Source organism: Parachitinimonas caeni, assembly GCF_030129945.1.
GTDB classification, from domain to species: Bacteria; Pseudomonadota; Gammaproteobacteria; order Burkholderiales; family Chitinimonadaceae; genus Parachitinimonas; species Parachitinimonas caeni.
This window is the reverse complement of record NZ_JARRAF010000007.1, coordinates 160,233-176,501: the sequence shown is the minus strand read 5'-3', so window position 1 is coordinate 176,501 and position 16,269 is coordinate 160,233. Positions and strand designations below refer to the sequence as shown.

Below are 16,269 nucleotides of genomic sequence, written 5' to 3'. Positions count from 1 at the left end.
CTCTGGCTTGCACGGCAGGGGATGTTCAGTACACGGTGTTGGACCTGTCGAGTGGGTATAGAGGCAGCTCTGGCTCGTGTGGTCTGCAGGGGCAGGGGGGGCGGTATAGGCACCGCCCCGTTATCCTTGATTTCTTGAAGGCCATTGTTGATGGCTTGGGGGCTGGATCAGGCCTGTCGGCCTTCCCGATGGCGTATCAGGGCTAGCGATGTGAGGATGGCGCAGACGAACAGTATGGCGCCAATGGCACCGATCGCTTCCATGCGGGAAAAGCGCGTGGCCAATAATGCTGCGGCAAAAGGCGCCAGTACACTGCCGATGCGTTCCAGCAGACGGAATACACCCAGGCCCATTTCCGCTTCACTTCTATCCCTATCGCGTCGGACCAGGCTGGTGACGAGCGCCAGCTGTGGTGCGCTGATACACGCTTGTGATGCTCCGAGCAAGGCGCAACACAAGGCAATGCCCAGCTGGCCATCGATCATGACTGCTGCGATACATCCCAAAGCTGAACCAATGCCGCCCAGCAACAGGAAGGGCTTGCGACGCCCCATGCGATCCGACATGCGGGCTGCCCAACCGGCGACCAACATGAAGCTGAGGAAGTACAGCAGGATCATCCGGCCTGTTGCGGCTTTGGAGGCCCCGGCATCTGCCATGGCAAGTGGTGCGAGCACTACCAGAATCGCTGTCGCGGCAAATTTGGTTGGAACGGCAGAGAACACAATCAAGCCACCGAATTTGCGGTCTTTCAGGTATTTCAAGATTGTGCGCAGTCCGGGCGGGGACGAAAGCTCGGTTTGGCTCAGCTGCGGCGGCAGAACCCGAAGCGTCAGCATGGCCGCAGAGATGGCACACAACGCGCAAGCGACAAAGGCCGCTTCGTAACCAAACTTGTCGGCAATGGCACCACCCAGCATTGGTCCGCAGACCCCGGCAGCCACTACGGCGGCAGCGACTTCAGCCAGCCCTCTGGCGCGCGTTTCCAGCGATGTGGCGCGAATAACGGCTGCCTGGCCGAAGATCAGCATCAGACCGTAACCCAACCCCGTCAGCCCACGTAGAACGGCCAGCACTTCCCAACGCTGAGCGAAGCCGGTCAAGGCGAGGCAGCCGCCAGCCAGCAGACCGGATAGCAGCATGCCTTTTCGTAAACCTACCCTTTGGGCCAGCATCGGCCCCAGCGGCTGGGACAGTGCCCAGACCAGCATGAAGGCGGTAATCGGGATGCCGATCATGGCGGCAGAGGAGAGTGGAGCGTCTGGCCCCACCAGCTCACCAGCAAAGACTGCAAAGAAGGGACGACTCAGCTCTTCAGAGAGAGCGATCAGAAAAATGATCAGGCGTATGCCTATGGTGGCATCGGGTGGGGCGAGCGCACCGCGATATCCCAGGCTGTATTGGACCGCCAGGCGATCAAGCCGTGCCATGGCTTGATCGGTGGCGTGGTGTCCGGATTCTCCCAGCAGGGAGACTTTATGCCGTAGCACTTCATAGCGTTTGCGCAGCTGGTCCTGGCGCTGATCAAAGTAGGCGGCGATATGGGCAACGCTATGGTTGCCGGACAGATTGGCGCGCCGACTCAAATCGCCGCGTTTAATCGAGCGCAGCAAGGAGCCCAAGATGGTCAGCGGCTGTTTGCGCCAACGGCGGGCGAAAAAGCGCAGGCATTCCAGTACCAGCACTATCGCTACTAATACCGCAACCGCCAGATCGAACATGATGTCACCGACTTGCCGGTCGATGTAGTCGGCAGGAAAGCCGATCTGCAGCTGTAGGTCTCCACTGATCAGCGGTAGCGTCAGATGACGGTAACGCGACTGGCTACGGGTTTCCTGTCCCGAAGACAGGTATTCCCTCACTGCAGCAACGTCTCGCTCATAGCGCACGATGACAGCGAGCTGGCGATCATCGGAGCCTGTCAACGCGATGAATTCGAGCTCATGACGCGACTCCAGTTCGTGGGCGAAGGATTCTTCTACACCAAACAGCTGATCTGGCGGAATGCCCAGATTCAAGGCCCGGTTGAGCTGGCTTTGTAGTGACCGGCCAATCACCAGCGAGTTTTTCTCGATGGAGTTTGCGATTAAGGGGCTACCTGCCTGGCGCGCTTCGATTACCAGGAATATCAACCCGCCCAATAGACTGGCTAATAAGGTGGCAAGCAGAAGACGGCTGGACATGGAAAGCAGGATTTGTCTCGTCATATTTTTTTGCCCGTCGAGGCGCTGTTTTGCAGTCGGGAGATTTCAGCCTCGGCTTCAGCAAGAGATTGTTCAGCGTGATCAAGTTGATTGAGCGCGGTAGATAGCGGCAAACCCGGAATGGCGGGTAATTCGGCGGGGCCTTCATCACGCTGTACTTCGGCTTGAGCCGTTGATAGCAGGTGACGCATCAGTCCGCTGAACAGGGCCACGACCGCTGCGCCGACCAGCACGACACCGCCAACGCCAATCAAGCTGTCTTTCCAGAGCAGGGTAGCCAGCGCATTGCCAGAGCTCACGGTTTCAATACGGTCGTATATGAGCCAGATGGTCGCTGCGGGCCTACCTTGTGCATCGCGCGCCAAGGCACCGTGAACCGCGAGATTGCCGATCCGTTTATCGAAGGTGGCATTTTCGGCGTTGTCCTTCGATAGCCGCAACAGCCAATCGGGTGGGATTCTGTCGAGGCTTTGCGAGTTTCCGACTGAAAGTTTGCGGCTCTGGATGACATCTGCCTGGGTAATCGCGCGAATTTTCTTGCTGGTGGGGTCAGTCGAAGCGCGTAACAGACTGTCGTCAAGAATCATGATGGCAGTCAGATGAGGGTCGTTACCGATCTGCTCGATGGCGAGACGTTGTAACTCGGTCATATCTTGCAACTTTAGACCTAGACGAAATCCAGCTTCAACCGAGTCTTCCAGCTGGTCGCCAACAATGTTGAGACGCGACTCGGTCAGGTTATCCATGGCTTTCTCTATTCTTAATGAAATCAATAGAGTAGCGAGTCCAAGGCATACCAGTGCGACGAAGCAGATGGCAAGCAAAATACCTTTGCGACCAGTCGCGCGTGCGGGGGCTGAAACAGCTTGCGCGGCATTCATAGTGGGGATGTGTCTCCGGGGATTGGGTTCCCTGCTTATACTGGAGGGTAAATAATAACGATGTGACTATAGTTTGCCCCTGCTTATGGCGCCAAACGGCGCCAAGCAGGAAACCGGAGAGTTTGCCGTGATTTTGTTGTCAATTGTACAAATTGCCCGACGCGCGAGGTATTTCGTGCTGTTTTTGCTGACAGGTCTGATTGTCAGTCAGTCTGCCTGGGCCGAAGGCGCACGCCAGTTTCGAATTGTGATTGCGGTGCCGCGTGCCGAAAACACGATTGAAGCAGCGTTTAGAGACTATCTCAAGAAACGTGGCTTGCAGATTGAGTATGTTTCGATTCGCTGGAGTGGTAAGGCCGAGGACAGTGCCAAGCTGGTGAGTGATGTACGGGCTGCCAAGCCGGACCTTGTCTACACTTGGGGAACACCAACGACGCTGGCTATTGCAGGTACCTACGATACTGATGCACCACAGAAATATATTCGGGACATACCAATCGTATTCACGACAGTGTCTGATCCGATAGGCAGCAAGTTACTGCATAGTGCCGAGAAGCCGGGGCGCAACTTAACGGGTGCCAGCCATCTGGCGCCGCTTCCGGTTCAGCTGAAGGCCATCGCGACCTATCGCAAGTTCAGTCGCCTGGGGTTTATTTACAACCCCAAAGAGCCCAATGCAGTCAATGTGAAGAAGGAACTCGAAAAGGAAGCCGCAAAAAACCAGTTTGTGCTGTTGTCCGAACCCGTGGCGCTTGGTCCTGATGGCCAGCCAGACCCGAAGGTGTTGCCAGATCTGGTGCGCAAGATTGCGGCTGAAAAGGCAGATTTTCTTTATATGGGTCCGGATACCTTTGTTTCGTTAACCAACCGTGACGTGGTTACCGCCACGGCTCTGGAGGTCAATCTGCCGACTTTCTCGGCAACTGAAAGTGCGGTGAGAACCTCCAGGGCATTGTTCGGGTTGTTCAGTGCCGGCCCCAACGTGGGGCGCTTTGCGGCATACAAGGCCGCGCAGATTTTGGATGAGGGAAGGGCGATTGAGACGATTCCGGCAGAAACCCTGCAGAAATTCTCGTTGCTGATCAACATGCCAACAGCGAAAGCACTCAGGGTTTACCCGCCGTTATCGTTGCTGAATGTTGCAGATGTGGTGGTTACGCCTCCGCCACCTGTTACCCCGGCCAACCCACAGGCTGCTTTGCCAAGTGGTGGGCCGGTTACCCCCGCTGCGGTCGGGGCAAAGTAAACGCTGGAAATAAAAAACCCGCTTCATGGGGAAGCGGGTGGAGCGGTTCAGTGGGACTGCGGCGGGGTATCCAGCCAGCGTCCCATGCAGAAGCAGGGTTCTTCGGAGTAGCCAAGCTTGGCGTAGAAATCTGCGGTATGTCGGTTGACATCGCGGATCAATAAGAGCACCTTCGGCGCCCCTTGCTGTTTGAGCCAGGCTTCCGCGTAGACCATGAGGTCCCTGCCAAGCCCCTTGGTTTGCTCATCAGGGTGGACGGCGAGGTAATAAACCCAGCCACGACGGCCGTCGAAAGAAGCGACGATGCAGCCGATCAGGCGATCATCGGATTCCAGAATGAAGATCTGCCCGCCGTCGGTTTCGTGAATACGACGAATGTCGGCAAGTGGATCGTTGGGGTACTGACCCAAACCTGCAAGGTGGATCAGATTGACGGTATCTGCCTCATCACTGGGGCGGTAGGGACGGATTCGACGGGATGGATTGTTCAGGTCTGACATGGCGTATCTCGCAATGAAGGACGGGTTAGGACGCTATTTTAGTGCCGAGTGCGTCTTTCGAGTCTAGGCCGCATTGTCGCAAGTTTCATGAAATTCGGTGAGCAAAGATTGAATCTGACCGACACAAATCAAAAAAATTGCCCGTGCAAGGCGTTGTATTGCACTGCGGAGTGAAAACATGAATTTATCAAAACCGACTTTGCATACGCCCTTTCCTTCAGAGATTCAAGGATATAGAGCGCGTTTGTTGAATGAGTCGGATGCTGGGCTGGTTATTTCCTTGCGTCATTCGGTATTGGCCGAGTTGGTTCATCCGGATGTTTACGTTCAAGAGGATAACGAACACAGTTTTGTTGCCGAACATTGCGGTCCTAGAGGGCAGACTATCGGTTTGTTCGATAAGGATACCTTGATCGCGTACGCAGCCGTAGGTTTCCCTGAAAGAGGCGACGAAGACAATTTGGGAAAAGTGGTAGGCCTGTCTGATCTGGAATGCGCCAATGTCGCTCATATTGCCAGCTGCATGGTTGCAAAAGGGTATCGCGGCAGAGGTTTGCAAAGGCTGCTGATTGCGGCCCGATTTGCAGTCTGCGAGGCTCACCAGCGTTGCCATGGATTAGCTATGGTGTCGCTCTACAACCACCCCAGTCGTCACAATATGCTCAAGCAGGGAATGTATATTCGCTGGGTGGGCGAGCTGCATTGCGGTCATGACACTTTGCGGCGTCAGTTGTTGTATATCAACCTCAATAGCCGGGTAACGCCTGCAGGAACTCAAAAAATCTGGTTGGCTAGCGACGATTTCGCTTCTCAGGCGGAGCATGTGACGAATGGCTGGGTCGGCGTGGCAGACTTGAGGGAAGGCGATTCAGCAAAGGTCTGCTTTGTCCGTTAGGTTCTGTTGACATAAGGTTTGCAGATTGCGTTTCGCCAGAAAACGGCCTGGAACAAGGCGCAGAGCGTGCCGCATAGTTATTCTATGCAAGACTCTGCAACGCAGGGCCCGGCGCGACGGCAAACCTTACGTCAAAAGAACCTCAGCATTCTGGGCTGACGTTTGGGCTGCAGGATGGAATCGCAATGCCACACAGGTGATGTCGTCAGCCTGTGATGCACCCTGCGCAAATTCGCGTATCGCCTCTACAACGCCGCTGGGTACGCTTGATATCGGGCTGTTCGGGCCAATTGCCTGTAGCGTGTGGGCGAGGCGAGCTTCGCCGAATAGTGCTTCTTGCTGGTCAATAGCTTCGGTCACGCCATCCGTGAACATCAGCAGCGTGTCGCCTGGTTGCAGGCGAATGGCGGTCTCGGCGTAATCGGCGTTGTCCAGTACTGCCAGCGCAATACCGCCCGTCTGTGGCAGCCATTCCAGCTCTCCCTGGCGGTTTTGCAGCAAGGGTGGGTTGTGGCCGGCATTAGCGAAGGCAAATTCACCGGTTACCAGATCCAGTACGCCATAAAACGCCGTGACAAACATCATCTGTTCGTTTTCTGCTGCCAGTAGTTCATTCAATTTTGCCAGGCATGCGGCGGGCGATCGCAGGAAGCGGGCATGCGTCTTCAACATGGTGCGTGAAATGGCCATGAAGAAGGCAGCCGGCACCCCTTTGCCGGAAACATCTGCGACCACGACCCCCAGATGTGTATCGTCGAGTAGAAAGTAGTCGTAAAAGTCGCCTCCGACCTCTTTGGCAGGGATCATGGTGGCGGCAATCCCCACTTCCTCCCGTGGCGAGAAGGCGCGGGGCAAGATCGATAACTGCATGCGTCGGGCGATTTCCAGTTCCTGAGTCAGGCTGGCTAATCTGGCCTTGGTTTCCATGGCCTGCTGCAGCTCGTAAACCAGCTGCAGCAAGCGGGACTGTTGAGCATTGATGAGGGCCGAGAGGCGACCGAGAATCTCGGCCAATGCAGATAGCTGGTTGCCATCCTGGCTGGATGCGGCACTGAGCGCTTGGTCAAGATCACGCAGGACTTTGTCGCGCGCCTCGTCATTCAGGTTGACGGCCAGGGCCAGCAATTGCTCCCGTATCAATCTTTCCTGACGCCAGCGCTGGCGGGAGCGCTCTTCCCGCAGCATTTCCAGCTTGACCAGCTCTTCCCGCAAAACGCCCACGGCGCGCGCCATGTCTCCGGCTTCGCCTTGCAGTTCTTCATCACTATCCGGCAAGCGAGCGTTGGTTTCGCCACGCGCCAACGAGTCCAGCACAACTACCGCACGGGAAAGTGGCTGCAAGGAACGGCGAATGTATAAGAACAGGCCAAAGGTGACCAATGCAGCCATAGTGAGGCCGATGCCAGCCCAGACGAGGGTGAAGAGTCGGTCATCGGCATTGGCTCGACTGATGTCGCGCAAGGTGACCAGTGCGCCGATGATGCGCCCCTCTGGGTTTTTGACCGGCAATGTCACTGCCAGATGAACGATGTCACCCCGCGTGATGCGCTGGACATTGACCGCCCGGGGGTTTGGGCTGGCTCCAACTTCTTTCCACAGTGTGAGGTTGGTGCCGTGGGTGACCCGGCCCCGCAGGTTCATCATATAGGCTTCGGAGGCCAGGTTCTGCTTCAGCTCGCTTAGGGCCTCGTTGATCGGAAATCCCAAGGCGATCACCGCCACCGTAGCGCTTTGCTGATGCAATGGCTGTGCAACCAGTAGCTGGTAACGCTGGGCATCCAGCTGGCTGATGCCCGATAGCGGCCGGTTACTGTTCAGCAGCCCGGCCAGGCCACCGGCATCGAGCAGGCTACGTTGGTCCAGATCGGCACTGGAGCTGTAAAGCAAGGCATGACGCGGCGTATAGGCGTCAATCCGTAAACCTGGATTATCGGCGCTATAGGCGTCGAATACCTGGCTGGCCTTGTTGCGATCCTGGCTAGTCAGGGCGGAAGCCAGGTCACGATTGCCAAGGAGTCTGTCAGCATGCTCCTGCAAAAGCTGCAGCTGTCGTGCCTGAATTTTGTTCCAGGCGATGTCCTGGGACAGTTTCAGCGAGTCGGCATAGCGTGCTTCAAAGCGTTGGTCGCGTTGCCAAAGCATCAGGATCTGGCCTGATATGAGCACTATCAGGGCGGCCAGAACCAGCAGTGTCAGTCGGGTTCTGAGCATGGTTTAGCGTCGATACGGTGTGCGCAGCACAGGCAGGATGAACTGGAGCACCAGCAGGGCCAGCGAGGCAATCGCCACGAGCCAGGGAAGAGTGGTTGTGCCGCCATGAGCAAGCTGATTAATTGCCAGAAGACCGATAGTGGCAGCCAATATCTCGGTTGCCAGCCTCGGCCTCAGTTGGGACCAGATGATGCGGCGGGAATGCCAAGCCCCCGCAGTCAGCAGCAAAACGCCGATACCCAAACACAGATTGGGCATGGGCCAGCTAGGCATTGCCAGAATGAGGCCCGCAGGAATGGCTAGCCAGGGGATGAATTTAAGTCGAGGTAACTGCCCCAGCAGAGAGCCAATGGCGATGGTCATGGCAATGGTAATGGTCAGAAGCGGGCGCGTCTCGTAGTCTAGCCGGTCAACCAGCAACAGGGCGCTGCCCCATAAGCAGGACCAGATCAGGCCGCTCAACAATGCTGCCAGGTGCGACGACCAGTCATGCAGCCCGCTTCCCAACGGGATAGGGCGGGATCGCCAGGCAATGTGGGTGGATCGCACCGATAGCCATGTGACAATCAGCGCAATACTGATGATAAACCCCGCGAAGTAGCCATACTCGCCAGCCAGGGGGCGGAGGATGGTACCAAAAAGTAAGCCACTGATTTCGAGCCCTGCCACGACAGCTGGTGCCCAAGGAGTCCAGTGGTGTTCTCGATTCAAGTACCGGGCAGCATTGCTGCAGCTGCACGCAACCAGGGCGAGAGCTAAGCCACCCAGAATTCTGGATAGCCCTATGCCTACGCTGCCACTCACAAGATAAGGGGCCGGGATTGAGGCCAGTAATACGAATATTCCATACATGGTCATGCGCTCGGCTGGAATATGGCGCAGCAGGGTATGAGCCAGCCCCCCACCTATCAGCAAGCCGAATGGCAATAGCCAAAGTAACTCAAGTACGCCTCCTGAAATACCGCGTGCCAACCCGATGATGCTACCGGTCAGTACGATCAGCCATCGTCCATCCGACATCACGCTGTTTTCGCGGATTAGCGACGGGCGGCCGTTTGAAAATTGGAAATGCCCTTGGCTGTCTGCCAGCAGTTTCGCCAATGAAGCCCGTCGCTCTGCATCGGGTTCGGTTGCCCGCAACGAGCGTATCAACCTGACCAGTCGGGTGGAGCTTTCGTTGATTGCCCGGACCTGAGCAATCAACTTCTCGTTGCGTGGATCTCCCGCGCCATGATGAACGCCACGAAACACCTGATCCAGCTTGCCTGCGGCAATGGCTTCCATCATCCGGTCGGTTGCGGCGGCTCTTGACTGCGGTCCTCGTCGGAAAACAAAGCGAAAGGATTCATGGGCCGCACTGGTGCCTGCAATCAGCAATGCCAACGCCAGAGCCAGAATAGGCAAGGCAGTTTGCAATACGGGGACGGGGTTGAGGCTGGCACTCACCACGGCCAGAGTCTGCCCTTGCAAAACCACGGTGGCGGCAACGGTGCCGTGGCTTGCCATATTGGGCTGGCTGATCTTGAGCGACTGGATCTCTGGATTCTCTTTGTGCCGGCTTTCGATCAGCTCTTCCAGACCGATAGGGGCATCCAGGGGGATACCAACGGCGGCAGCACGCTCCAGTGTACGAGCAATGCTGTTGACGACCAGCTGAGCCTTGGCACGAGCCTCGGCGGCACGGACTTTTTGGGCATGATCAAAAGCAAAAAAACCGAGCGTGGCCAAAAACAGGGCGAGCAAGATGCCCGAAAGCACAGAAAATCGAAGCTCCAGTCGTCGATCCATTTAGATGCGTCGTTCTTCTGATTCCAGCGTGGACAGTGCGTCATCTAGGCGTGTTGCAAGCTGTTCCAAGGTTTGGTTGGTTGTGAAAAAAGGGCGATTGGGGTTTGATGATGCCATTTCACTGGCAACACGACCGGTGATACGCCATACCAGGCGATAAAACCCAAGTAGGGCAAGCAGTAGTGTAACGCCAGCTGCAATTGCCCCGATAATAGTCGCTTTTTGCGTCTGTACGTATTCGTCGGGCGGGTGAGTCTGGAAGGTCAGCGCCAAGTGGCCGGCAGTTTCACCGAAAGCGTTGCGGATAGGTAGCCCCAGCACGGTTTCATTCCCGTCACGAACCATCCAGATGCCGTGGTCTGATAGGCGATGGGTCGCCTTGAGCCAGCTTGGCGGTACCAGTTCCTGAATGGAGCCTCGGTCGGTGTTGAATAGCGACAAACCCGAGACATCAAAAATCTCGGCTGCCTCCAGTGCTCTATCCTGAGTGATCAATTGCTCCAGTCGGTCTTGTGCGCCGCGATCATCGGTCAAGTCAAAACCGAGGTTGAGATCGGTCTCCACTTTCTCGCGCAGATCGGTCAGCATGACCCGGAAACGCTCGCGTTGCGAGGTATCCAATGCGGTGCGTTGTAGCCAGACCATTGAAAATACGCCGAGTGCAACGGCAATCGTAAATATAGTGAACCAAAACAGCCCTATCTCCCACAAAAGGCTGTGGCGAAGTTTGGCCGCAATTTTTGCGGTCCGGCGGGAGCCGATATGCATGTCGAGTCGAATGGAGAGATCTATGATGAAACGGATTTATACGCAGGCAATCTGCAGGGACCTGCTTCCCTGGCATTGTAGTCTGCTGAGCCACGAATGATAGAACGACTTGCCATGCCAAACGCGCTAAAACATACCTTACCCTGCCAGCTCACAGCAATTGCTGCACTGGCACAAGACATCGAGCGTTGGGGTGACGAGACCGGCCTGTCGGCAAAATTGGTCTTTGAATTGAACCTCATGCTTGATGAGTTGATCACCAACATCATTGAACACGGCTATGCTGAGGTAGACAAAGGTACAATCGAGGTTAGTGCTGAAAACGATGCAGGCTTGATCGTGCTGGTTGTTCGCGATAACGCTGCGCCTTTCAATTTGCTTGATTTGTCTGAACCGGATCTGGAAAGCGACATTGAAGAACGGGAAATTGGTGGCCTGGGTGTCCACTTTGTCCGTTTGCTGGCGGATTCGGTTCAATATCGGCGAGAGGCGGATGCAAATATCGTGACGATCCGCAAGTCTGTGAACGCTACCTTGTCGCAGGAGGATGAATGACTGTTTCCGATCCGGGGAGGTTGATTGCCGATTTTGGCAGCCTGATCGGTATCCCGACACTTTGTCTGGATGAACGAGGCAGCTGCTCGCTGGTCTTCGACCAGAAATACCGGGTGACCTTGGCGCTTGATTCGGCTCGTGGTCGGTTTGTGCTGCATTGTGAGGTGGCGGCATTGCCGGTAGGGCTGGGCAAGTCGGCCTTGCTGGCCTTATTGCAGGCTAACTATCTGTGGCAAGGCGCTCAGGGGGCAACCTTGAGCATTGACCCGCCCGGCCAGTCTCTGGTTTTGATGTATTCAGTGGCCTTGGCTGGTGCGGCTAGAGATGACATCAATCATGCAGTTGAGTCGTTGTTGGATGCGGCTGACATCTGGTCACGCTATCTGGAAAGCAATGCATCTACGCGTTCTGCGGCAGAGGCGACACCTTTACGTAATTTTGGTATCAAGGCTTGAGCGCGCTGGGGTGTCTGGCGGTAACAAACAAAAGGCTGCGTGACCCGCAGCCTTCATCATTTTGCCCCTTGGCGATTCGTGGTGAATTAGAAGTCAAGCTCGACGCCGGCTTTGCGAAAACGCTCGCGTAATGCGGCCCTGGCGCGGAATACCCGGCTGCGAACTGTGCCAACGGGGATGGATAGCATCACCGCAGCATCTTCGTAGGTGATTTCTTCGACCGCAACCAATAGCAAGACTTCGCGCATTTCATCGGGTAGTGCTTCCAGCTCGCGGTATAGGTGCCGCATCATCTGGGCGTTGGCAACCTGTTCTCCCGGGTCGGTTTCATCTCCCGGCATTTCTTCAAGCGTTTCTTCCGATTCAAACTGGTGTACCCGATGCGGCGCGCGTGTCAGGTAGTTACGCACCAGATTCATGGCTATCCCGTAGAGCCAGGTCGATAGCTCGGATTCCCCGCGAAAGGTGGCAATCGCTTTCGATGCTTCGACAAACGCCTGCTGAGCGATATCGGCTGCGTCATCAGCCTGGCCGATATGCTTGAGAACCCAGCGATACAGGCGCGTCTGGTGGTCAGACACCAGCTGTCGAAACAGGCGCTCCTGCTCGGCTCTTGGAACTTCGTTGGAAGCGGTCTGCTCGCCACTACCGGAGTCGTGTTCCGACTCATCTGGAATATCTGACGCGATCACAATTTTCAAAGTCTGTGGGCTTATGAATCGGCAGCAAGACTTGTGGCCTTGCCGGCTCTGGCGGGGTGTCGCCTAGCTTTTAAAACTAGCACATCAGATGGTGCAAGTTTGCCGATTAGCTGCCGGAAATCAGGTTAAGTACTTCTTGCTGGTTCATGCTGGCCACTTGGGTGATGGCATCGCGCATCAGGCTGCGGGCTGTGGGTAGATCGATATGGTTGCGATCGCCATCTGCTGCGGCGTTGAAAGCCTTGGCAAAAACCAGGTCAATGGCTTTACGGGCATCGCTATCTATAGATTGGGCGCTTACTCCGGCCTCGCCGCAGGCGGCCCGAAACTCTGCATTATTGGCTGACGCGGAGATGGCGGTGCGGGACAAAAAATTCATACCGGAGAATGCCGTCTGGCTGGTCGCTGCCATATCAATGGCCAGGTTGACCTGACGTGAAGTCAGCGGTTTGCCTGCCTGGGCGTCCAGCCCCAGTTCGCGAGCGACCGCCTGGCCGATGCGGTTGCCATAACTGCCCAGCAAGGTTTGCAAGAATAGTGCAGCGGCGTCATTGCCTTGCTGGCTGCCTTCTACCCAGGCTACCTGGCGGCGGGATGGCGTTTCGCCTGTTCCCAGCAACTTCAGCTGGCCATCTTGCTCGGAAACCTGGATTTCCGTTCCGGTGCTGGCGGCCTGTTGAAAGGCATCAATCGAAAGAGGTGAACTGCTGTTGGATGTGATTTTCATGATGGTCGAAATCAGTTAGTTGGCTGCGGCCCAGACGCGGGGCCGGCTATTTGGCTTCGAACTCCGCATCGCTACATCGAGTAAGTGACAGGGCAACGAAAACAGTTCCAACAATTCAAATTTCGACCGCAGAAATGCAAAAAGGACCAGCTAGTGCTGGTCCTTTTTGTTCTAACTGGTGGCCAAGGGCGGAATCGAACCACCGACACAAGGATTTTCAATCCTCTGCTCTACCGACTGAGCTACTTGGCCGTCGAGAGAGGCGCATTAAACACTATCAGAACGTGGGTGTCAACAAATTCCGTGGAAATTTTTAAATTTCACTCTGTTGTTCAGATGTTTGAGTATGGGCTGCATATGAGTTTTTTTGAAAATATATTTATATATCAATTTGTTATGTTTTTATTGTTTGTTTGCGGATTTGAGGTGGGGGCGGTTGCGAGAATTTCTCCGATAAGGGGTTGGTGCAGGGAGTGCCGTAGGTCGGCGCTTAACTGAATTTTCTTGGCTAGCCATTGGTGATGTGGGCGCAGAGAGGGCGGCCCTGTGGCACACTGCCGGCCACGTAAACCCCTCAGCGGGTATTGGGTAAATCTGGATTGTTTGTGAGGGATAAAGATCATGAACTGGAAAACACGGCTGCTGGCAGGCAGTCTAGGGCTGGCGATGTTGGCTGGGCCGGTGCAGGCGCTGACAGTAGATAAAGTGAATCACTTCACGCTGGGCAATGGCATGAAGTTTCTGGTGGTGGAGAGTCGGGCAATTCCAAATGCGAATTTCTATGTGTTCTGGAAAGTCGGCTCGCGTAACGAGGCGCTTGGCGCGACTGGGTTGTCACATTTTTTTGAGCACATGATGTTCAATGGCGCGTCCAAGTATGGCGTCAAGCAGTTTGATCGGGTGATGGAGGCCAAGGGAGGTACCAACAACGCCTATACCACGACCGATGTGACGGTTTATACCAACTGGTTTCCGGCCACTTCGCTTGAAACGATCTTTGATCTGGAAGGTGACCGAATTGCCAGCCTGACTATCGACCCCAAAATGGTTGAGAGTGAGCGTGGCGTGGTGATTTCGGAGCGCACCACAGGCCTTGAGAATTCCAATTTCCGCATGCTTGATGAAGAAGTGATGTCCGTGGCGTTTTTGGCGCATCCCTATTCCTGGCCGGTGCTGGGGTTTGAATCGGATATCAAAGCTTGGACCCAGGCTGATCTGCGTCATTATTTCGATACTTATTACGCCCCCAATAATGCGGTGACCGTGGTGGTGGGAGATGTCACGTTTGACCAGGTGAAAAAATTTGCCGAGCAGTACATCGGCCCGATTCCGGCCCGTGCCAAGCCGCCGGCCGTGCGCACGGTAGAGCCGGAGCAGCGTGGCGAGCGGCGAGTGTTTGTAAAGAAAGCGTCGGTTACGACCCCGAATCTGCAGTTTGCGTTCAAGACGCCAGCCATCAACCATCCCGATTATTACGCGCTGGAGGTATTGCAAAGCATCCTGGCCGAAGGCAAGACCTCGCGGCTGTACCGGGCGTTGGTCGATCAGCGTTTGGCGACGGAGGTGGAAGTCTATGCGCCAGAAACCTTTGATCCTGGCGTGCTGAACGTGTTTGTTGTGGCGGCAGAGGGCGTTTCGGCGGCCAAGCTGGAGAAGGCCACGTTGGCTGAAATGGACAAACTGGTGCGCAATGGCATCAGCGAGCAGGAGTTGCAGAAGGTTCGCAAACTCAAGCTGATCCAGTATTACCGCCAGCTCGAAACGATCAATGGTCAGGCGTCGCTGCTGGGCAAGTACGAAACATTCTTTGGCGACTATCGCAAACTGTTTGATGCGCCCAAAGCCTATGAGGCCCTTTCTGTGGCCGACATCAAGGCCGTTGCCGCCAAATATCTGAAGAAATCGCAGCGCACCGTTGGCGTGCTGGCAGCCAAGGAGGAATAAAACGATGCGTTCACTCATTGCAAGCACCGTGATGGTGTTGTCCCTGCCCGCCGTGGCGGGGGAGTTCAAGCTGCCGGCTTATGAGCGCTATACCTTGCCGAATGGCCTGACGGTGTTCCTGATGGAGAAACATGATGTGCCATTGCTGTCTGTGCGTGCTGTCATCAAAGCTGGTGCAGTGGATGACGCGGACCGAAGCGGTCTGGCGCATCTGACACAGGAAGGCATTTTGCTTGGGAGCCGACAGTATCCGAAACAGAAATTGAATGAGGCATTCGACTTCAGAGGGGCGACACTGTCCGGCGTGTCGGGCTTCGAGCAAACCATGATCGCTGCCGACATGGGGCGTGATGACAGCGCCGCTTTACTGCCCTTGCTGGCCGACATCGTGCAGAAGCCAACGTTTGCACTTGCGGACTTCAGCAAGCTGCGCGCGCTGACGGTTGATGAGCTCAAGCAGCAAAGGGAGCAGCCGGATGCCGTGGTGAAATCGTATTTCAACCGAATGGCGTTTGGTTCGGGGGCGTATGGCAACCCGGTTGAGGGAACCGTTGCCAGTGTCTCCAAGCTGCAGCGGCAGGATCTGGCTGGATTTCATCAGCGCTACTATCGGCCGGAGTCGAGTGCGTTGGTGGTGGTGGGCGATTTCAAGGCGGATAGCATGAAGTCCACACTCAACAGCCTGTTTGGCGGCTGGCGGGGCGTTGGCACGCAGCCTTCGCGTGCCGAGTTGGGTCAGGTTCAGGCCGACAGGGCCAGGGTGTGGCTGGTGAACAAGTCCGATTCGGTCCAGACCACCTTTATGTTTGGGGGAGCGGGAGTGCCCTACAACCATCCGGACTTTGTACCGCTTCAGGTGATCAATACCGTATTGGGTGGCCGTTTTACCTCGTGGCTCAACGATGAGTTACGGGTGAGTTCGGGGCTGACTTATGGTGCGGGCAGCAACTTCAGCAGCAATGCCAAGGCAGGGGTATTCAAGGTCAGTAGTTTTACCGAGTCAGCCAAGACGGCTGACGCGCTGGCACTGGCTTTCAAGACCTACCAACGTTTGTGGCAGCCTGGAATTGATGCAACGACGCTGGAGTCGGCCAAGGCATATATCAAGGGCCAGTTTCCGCCGCGCTACGAGACAGGTTCTCAGCTGGCGAGCTTTTTGGCCGAGATGTTTGTGTACGACATCGGCGCTGAGCGCATCAATAATTTCAACCGGGATGTGGATAGCCTGACGCCTGAGCGGGTGCAAAGCTTGATCAAACAGCATTTCGCCAAGGATAAGTTGCAGATGGTGCTGATTGGCAAAGCCAGCGAGATCCGCAAGGTAGCCGAGCAGTATGGCGAGGTGACTGATCTGGAGATCAAGGCCGATGGTTTCGGTCCAAAGTGAACGCAAT

The 16,269-nt window shown here is 55.8% G+C and carries 14 protein-coding genes and 1 tRNA gene; 6 read left to right on the top strand and 9 right to left on the bottom strand.

Annotated elements, in window-relative coordinates:
• Positions 1-167: 167 nt before the first annotated feature.
• Both PZA18_RS08510 and PZA18_RS08505 read right to left on the bottom strand, forming a co-directional pair.
• Positions 168-2,207, bottom strand: coding sequence for an MFS transporter (locus tag PZA18_RS08510; protein WP_284100389.1), 2,040 nt, complete (start codon positions 2,205-2,207; stop codon positions 168-170).
• Positions 2,204-2,950, bottom strand: a complete 747-nt coding sequence (locus PZA18_RS08505; protein ID WP_284100388.1) for a hypothetical protein — start codon at positions 2,948-2,950, stop codon at positions 2,204-2,206. The genes PZA18_RS08510 and PZA18_RS08505 overlap by 4 nt, the downstream gene beginning before the upstream one ends.
• 310 nt (positions 2,951-3,260) lie before the next feature.
• Between PZA18_RS08505 and PZA18_RS08500 the strand changes: the two genes are divergently transcribed.
• Positions 3,261-4,331 (top strand): ABC transporter substrate-binding protein, encoded by a 1,071-nt coding sequence (locus tag PZA18_RS08500; protein WP_284100387.1) that lies wholly within the window; start codon positions 3,261-3,263, stop codon positions 4,329-4,331.
• A 47-nt stretch (positions 4,332-4,378) separates the two neighbouring features.
• Here the strand turns inward: PZA18_RS08500 and PZA18_RS08495 are convergent, their stop codons facing one another.
• Positions 4,379-4,831: a GNAT family N-acetyltransferase gene (locus PZA18_RS08495; RefSeq protein ID WP_284100386.1), complete on the bottom strand. Its 453-nt coding sequence runs from the start codon at positions 4,829-4,831 to the stop codon at positions 4,379-4,381.
• 178 nt (positions 4,832-5,009) lie between these two features.
• On the opposite strand from PZA18_RS08495, the gene PZA18_RS08490 reads away from it, so the two are divergent.
• Positions 5,010-5,726, top strand: coding sequence for a GNAT family N-acetyltransferase (locus PZA18_RS08490; RefSeq protein WP_284100385.1), 717 nt, complete (start codon positions 5,010-5,012; stop codon positions 5,724-5,726).
• A gap of 126 nt (positions 5,727-5,852) precedes the next feature.
• Here the strand turns inward: PZA18_RS08490 and PZA18_RS08485 are convergent, their stop codons facing one another.
• The 3 genes from PZA18_RS08485 to PZA18_RS08475 are packed head-to-tail and all read right to left on the bottom strand — an operon-like array spanning position 5,853 to position 10,370.
• Positions 5,853-7,937, bottom strand: a complete 2,085-nt coding sequence (locus PZA18_RS08485) for a PP2C family protein-serine/threonine phosphatase (RefSeq protein ID WP_284100384.1) — start codon at positions 7,935-7,937, stop codon at positions 5,853-5,855.
• Positions 7,938-7,940: 3 nt separating this feature from the next.
• Positions 7,941-9,725, bottom strand: a complete 1,785-nt coding sequence (locus PZA18_RS08480) for a hypothetical protein (RefSeq protein WP_284100383.1) — start codon at positions 9,723-9,725, stop codon at positions 7,941-7,943.
• Entirely contained in the window at positions 9,726-10,370 is a 645-nt protein-coding gene (locus PZA18_RS08475; protein ID WP_284100382.1) for a hypothetical protein, read from the bottom strand.
• A gap of 237 nt (positions 10,371-10,607) precedes the next feature.
• On the opposite strand from PZA18_RS08475, the gene PZA18_RS08470 reads away from it, so the two are divergent.
• Both PZA18_RS08470 and PZA18_RS08465 read left to right on the top strand, forming a co-directional pair.
• Positions 10,608-11,048, top strand: coding sequence for an ATP-binding protein (locus PZA18_RS08470; RefSeq protein WP_284100381.1), 441 nt, complete (start codon positions 10,608-10,610; stop codon positions 11,046-11,048).
• Positions 11,045-11,503, top strand: a complete 459-nt coding sequence (locus PZA18_RS08465; protein ID WP_284100380.1) for a type III secretion system chaperone — start codon at positions 11,045-11,047, stop codon at positions 11,501-11,503. The genes PZA18_RS08470 and PZA18_RS08465 overlap by 4 nt, the downstream gene beginning before the upstream one ends.
• Positions 11,504-11,589: 86 nt before the next feature.
• Here the strand turns inward: PZA18_RS08465 and PZA18_RS08460 are convergent, their stop codons facing one another.
• From PZA18_RS08460 to PZA18_RS08450, 3 genes are all read right to left on the bottom strand, one after another.
• Positions 11,590-12,195, bottom strand: a complete 606-nt coding sequence (locus PZA18_RS08460) for an RNA polymerase sigma factor (protein WP_284100432.1) — start codon at positions 12,193-12,195, stop codon at positions 11,590-11,592.
• A gap of 115 nt (positions 12,196-12,310) precedes the next feature.
• Positions 12,311-12,931, bottom strand: a complete 621-nt coding sequence (locus PZA18_RS08455) for a BspR family type III secretion system anti-sigma factor (RefSeq protein ID WP_284100379.1) — start codon at positions 12,929-12,931, stop codon at positions 12,311-12,313.
• Between the two features lie 176 nt (positions 12,932-13,107).
• Positions 13,108-13,183, bottom strand: a tRNA-Phe gene (locus PZA18_RS08450).
• A 369-nt stretch (positions 13,184-13,552) separates the two neighbouring features.
• Between PZA18_RS08450 and PZA18_RS08445 the strand changes: the two genes are divergently transcribed.
• Positions 13,553-14,875 carry a M16 family metallopeptidase gene (locus PZA18_RS08445; protein ID WP_284100378.1) on the top strand — a complete coding sequence of 441 codons (1,323 nt, stop codon included), beginning with the start codon at positions 13,553-13,555 and terminating at the stop codon, positions 14,873-14,875.
• Between the two features lie 4 nt (positions 14,876-14,879).
• Positions 14,880-16,262, top strand: coding sequence for a M16 family metallopeptidase (locus PZA18_RS08440; RefSeq protein WP_284100377.1), 1,383 nt, complete (start codon positions 14,880-14,882; stop codon positions 16,260-16,262).
• Positions 16,263-16,269 lie beyond the last annotated feature (7 nt).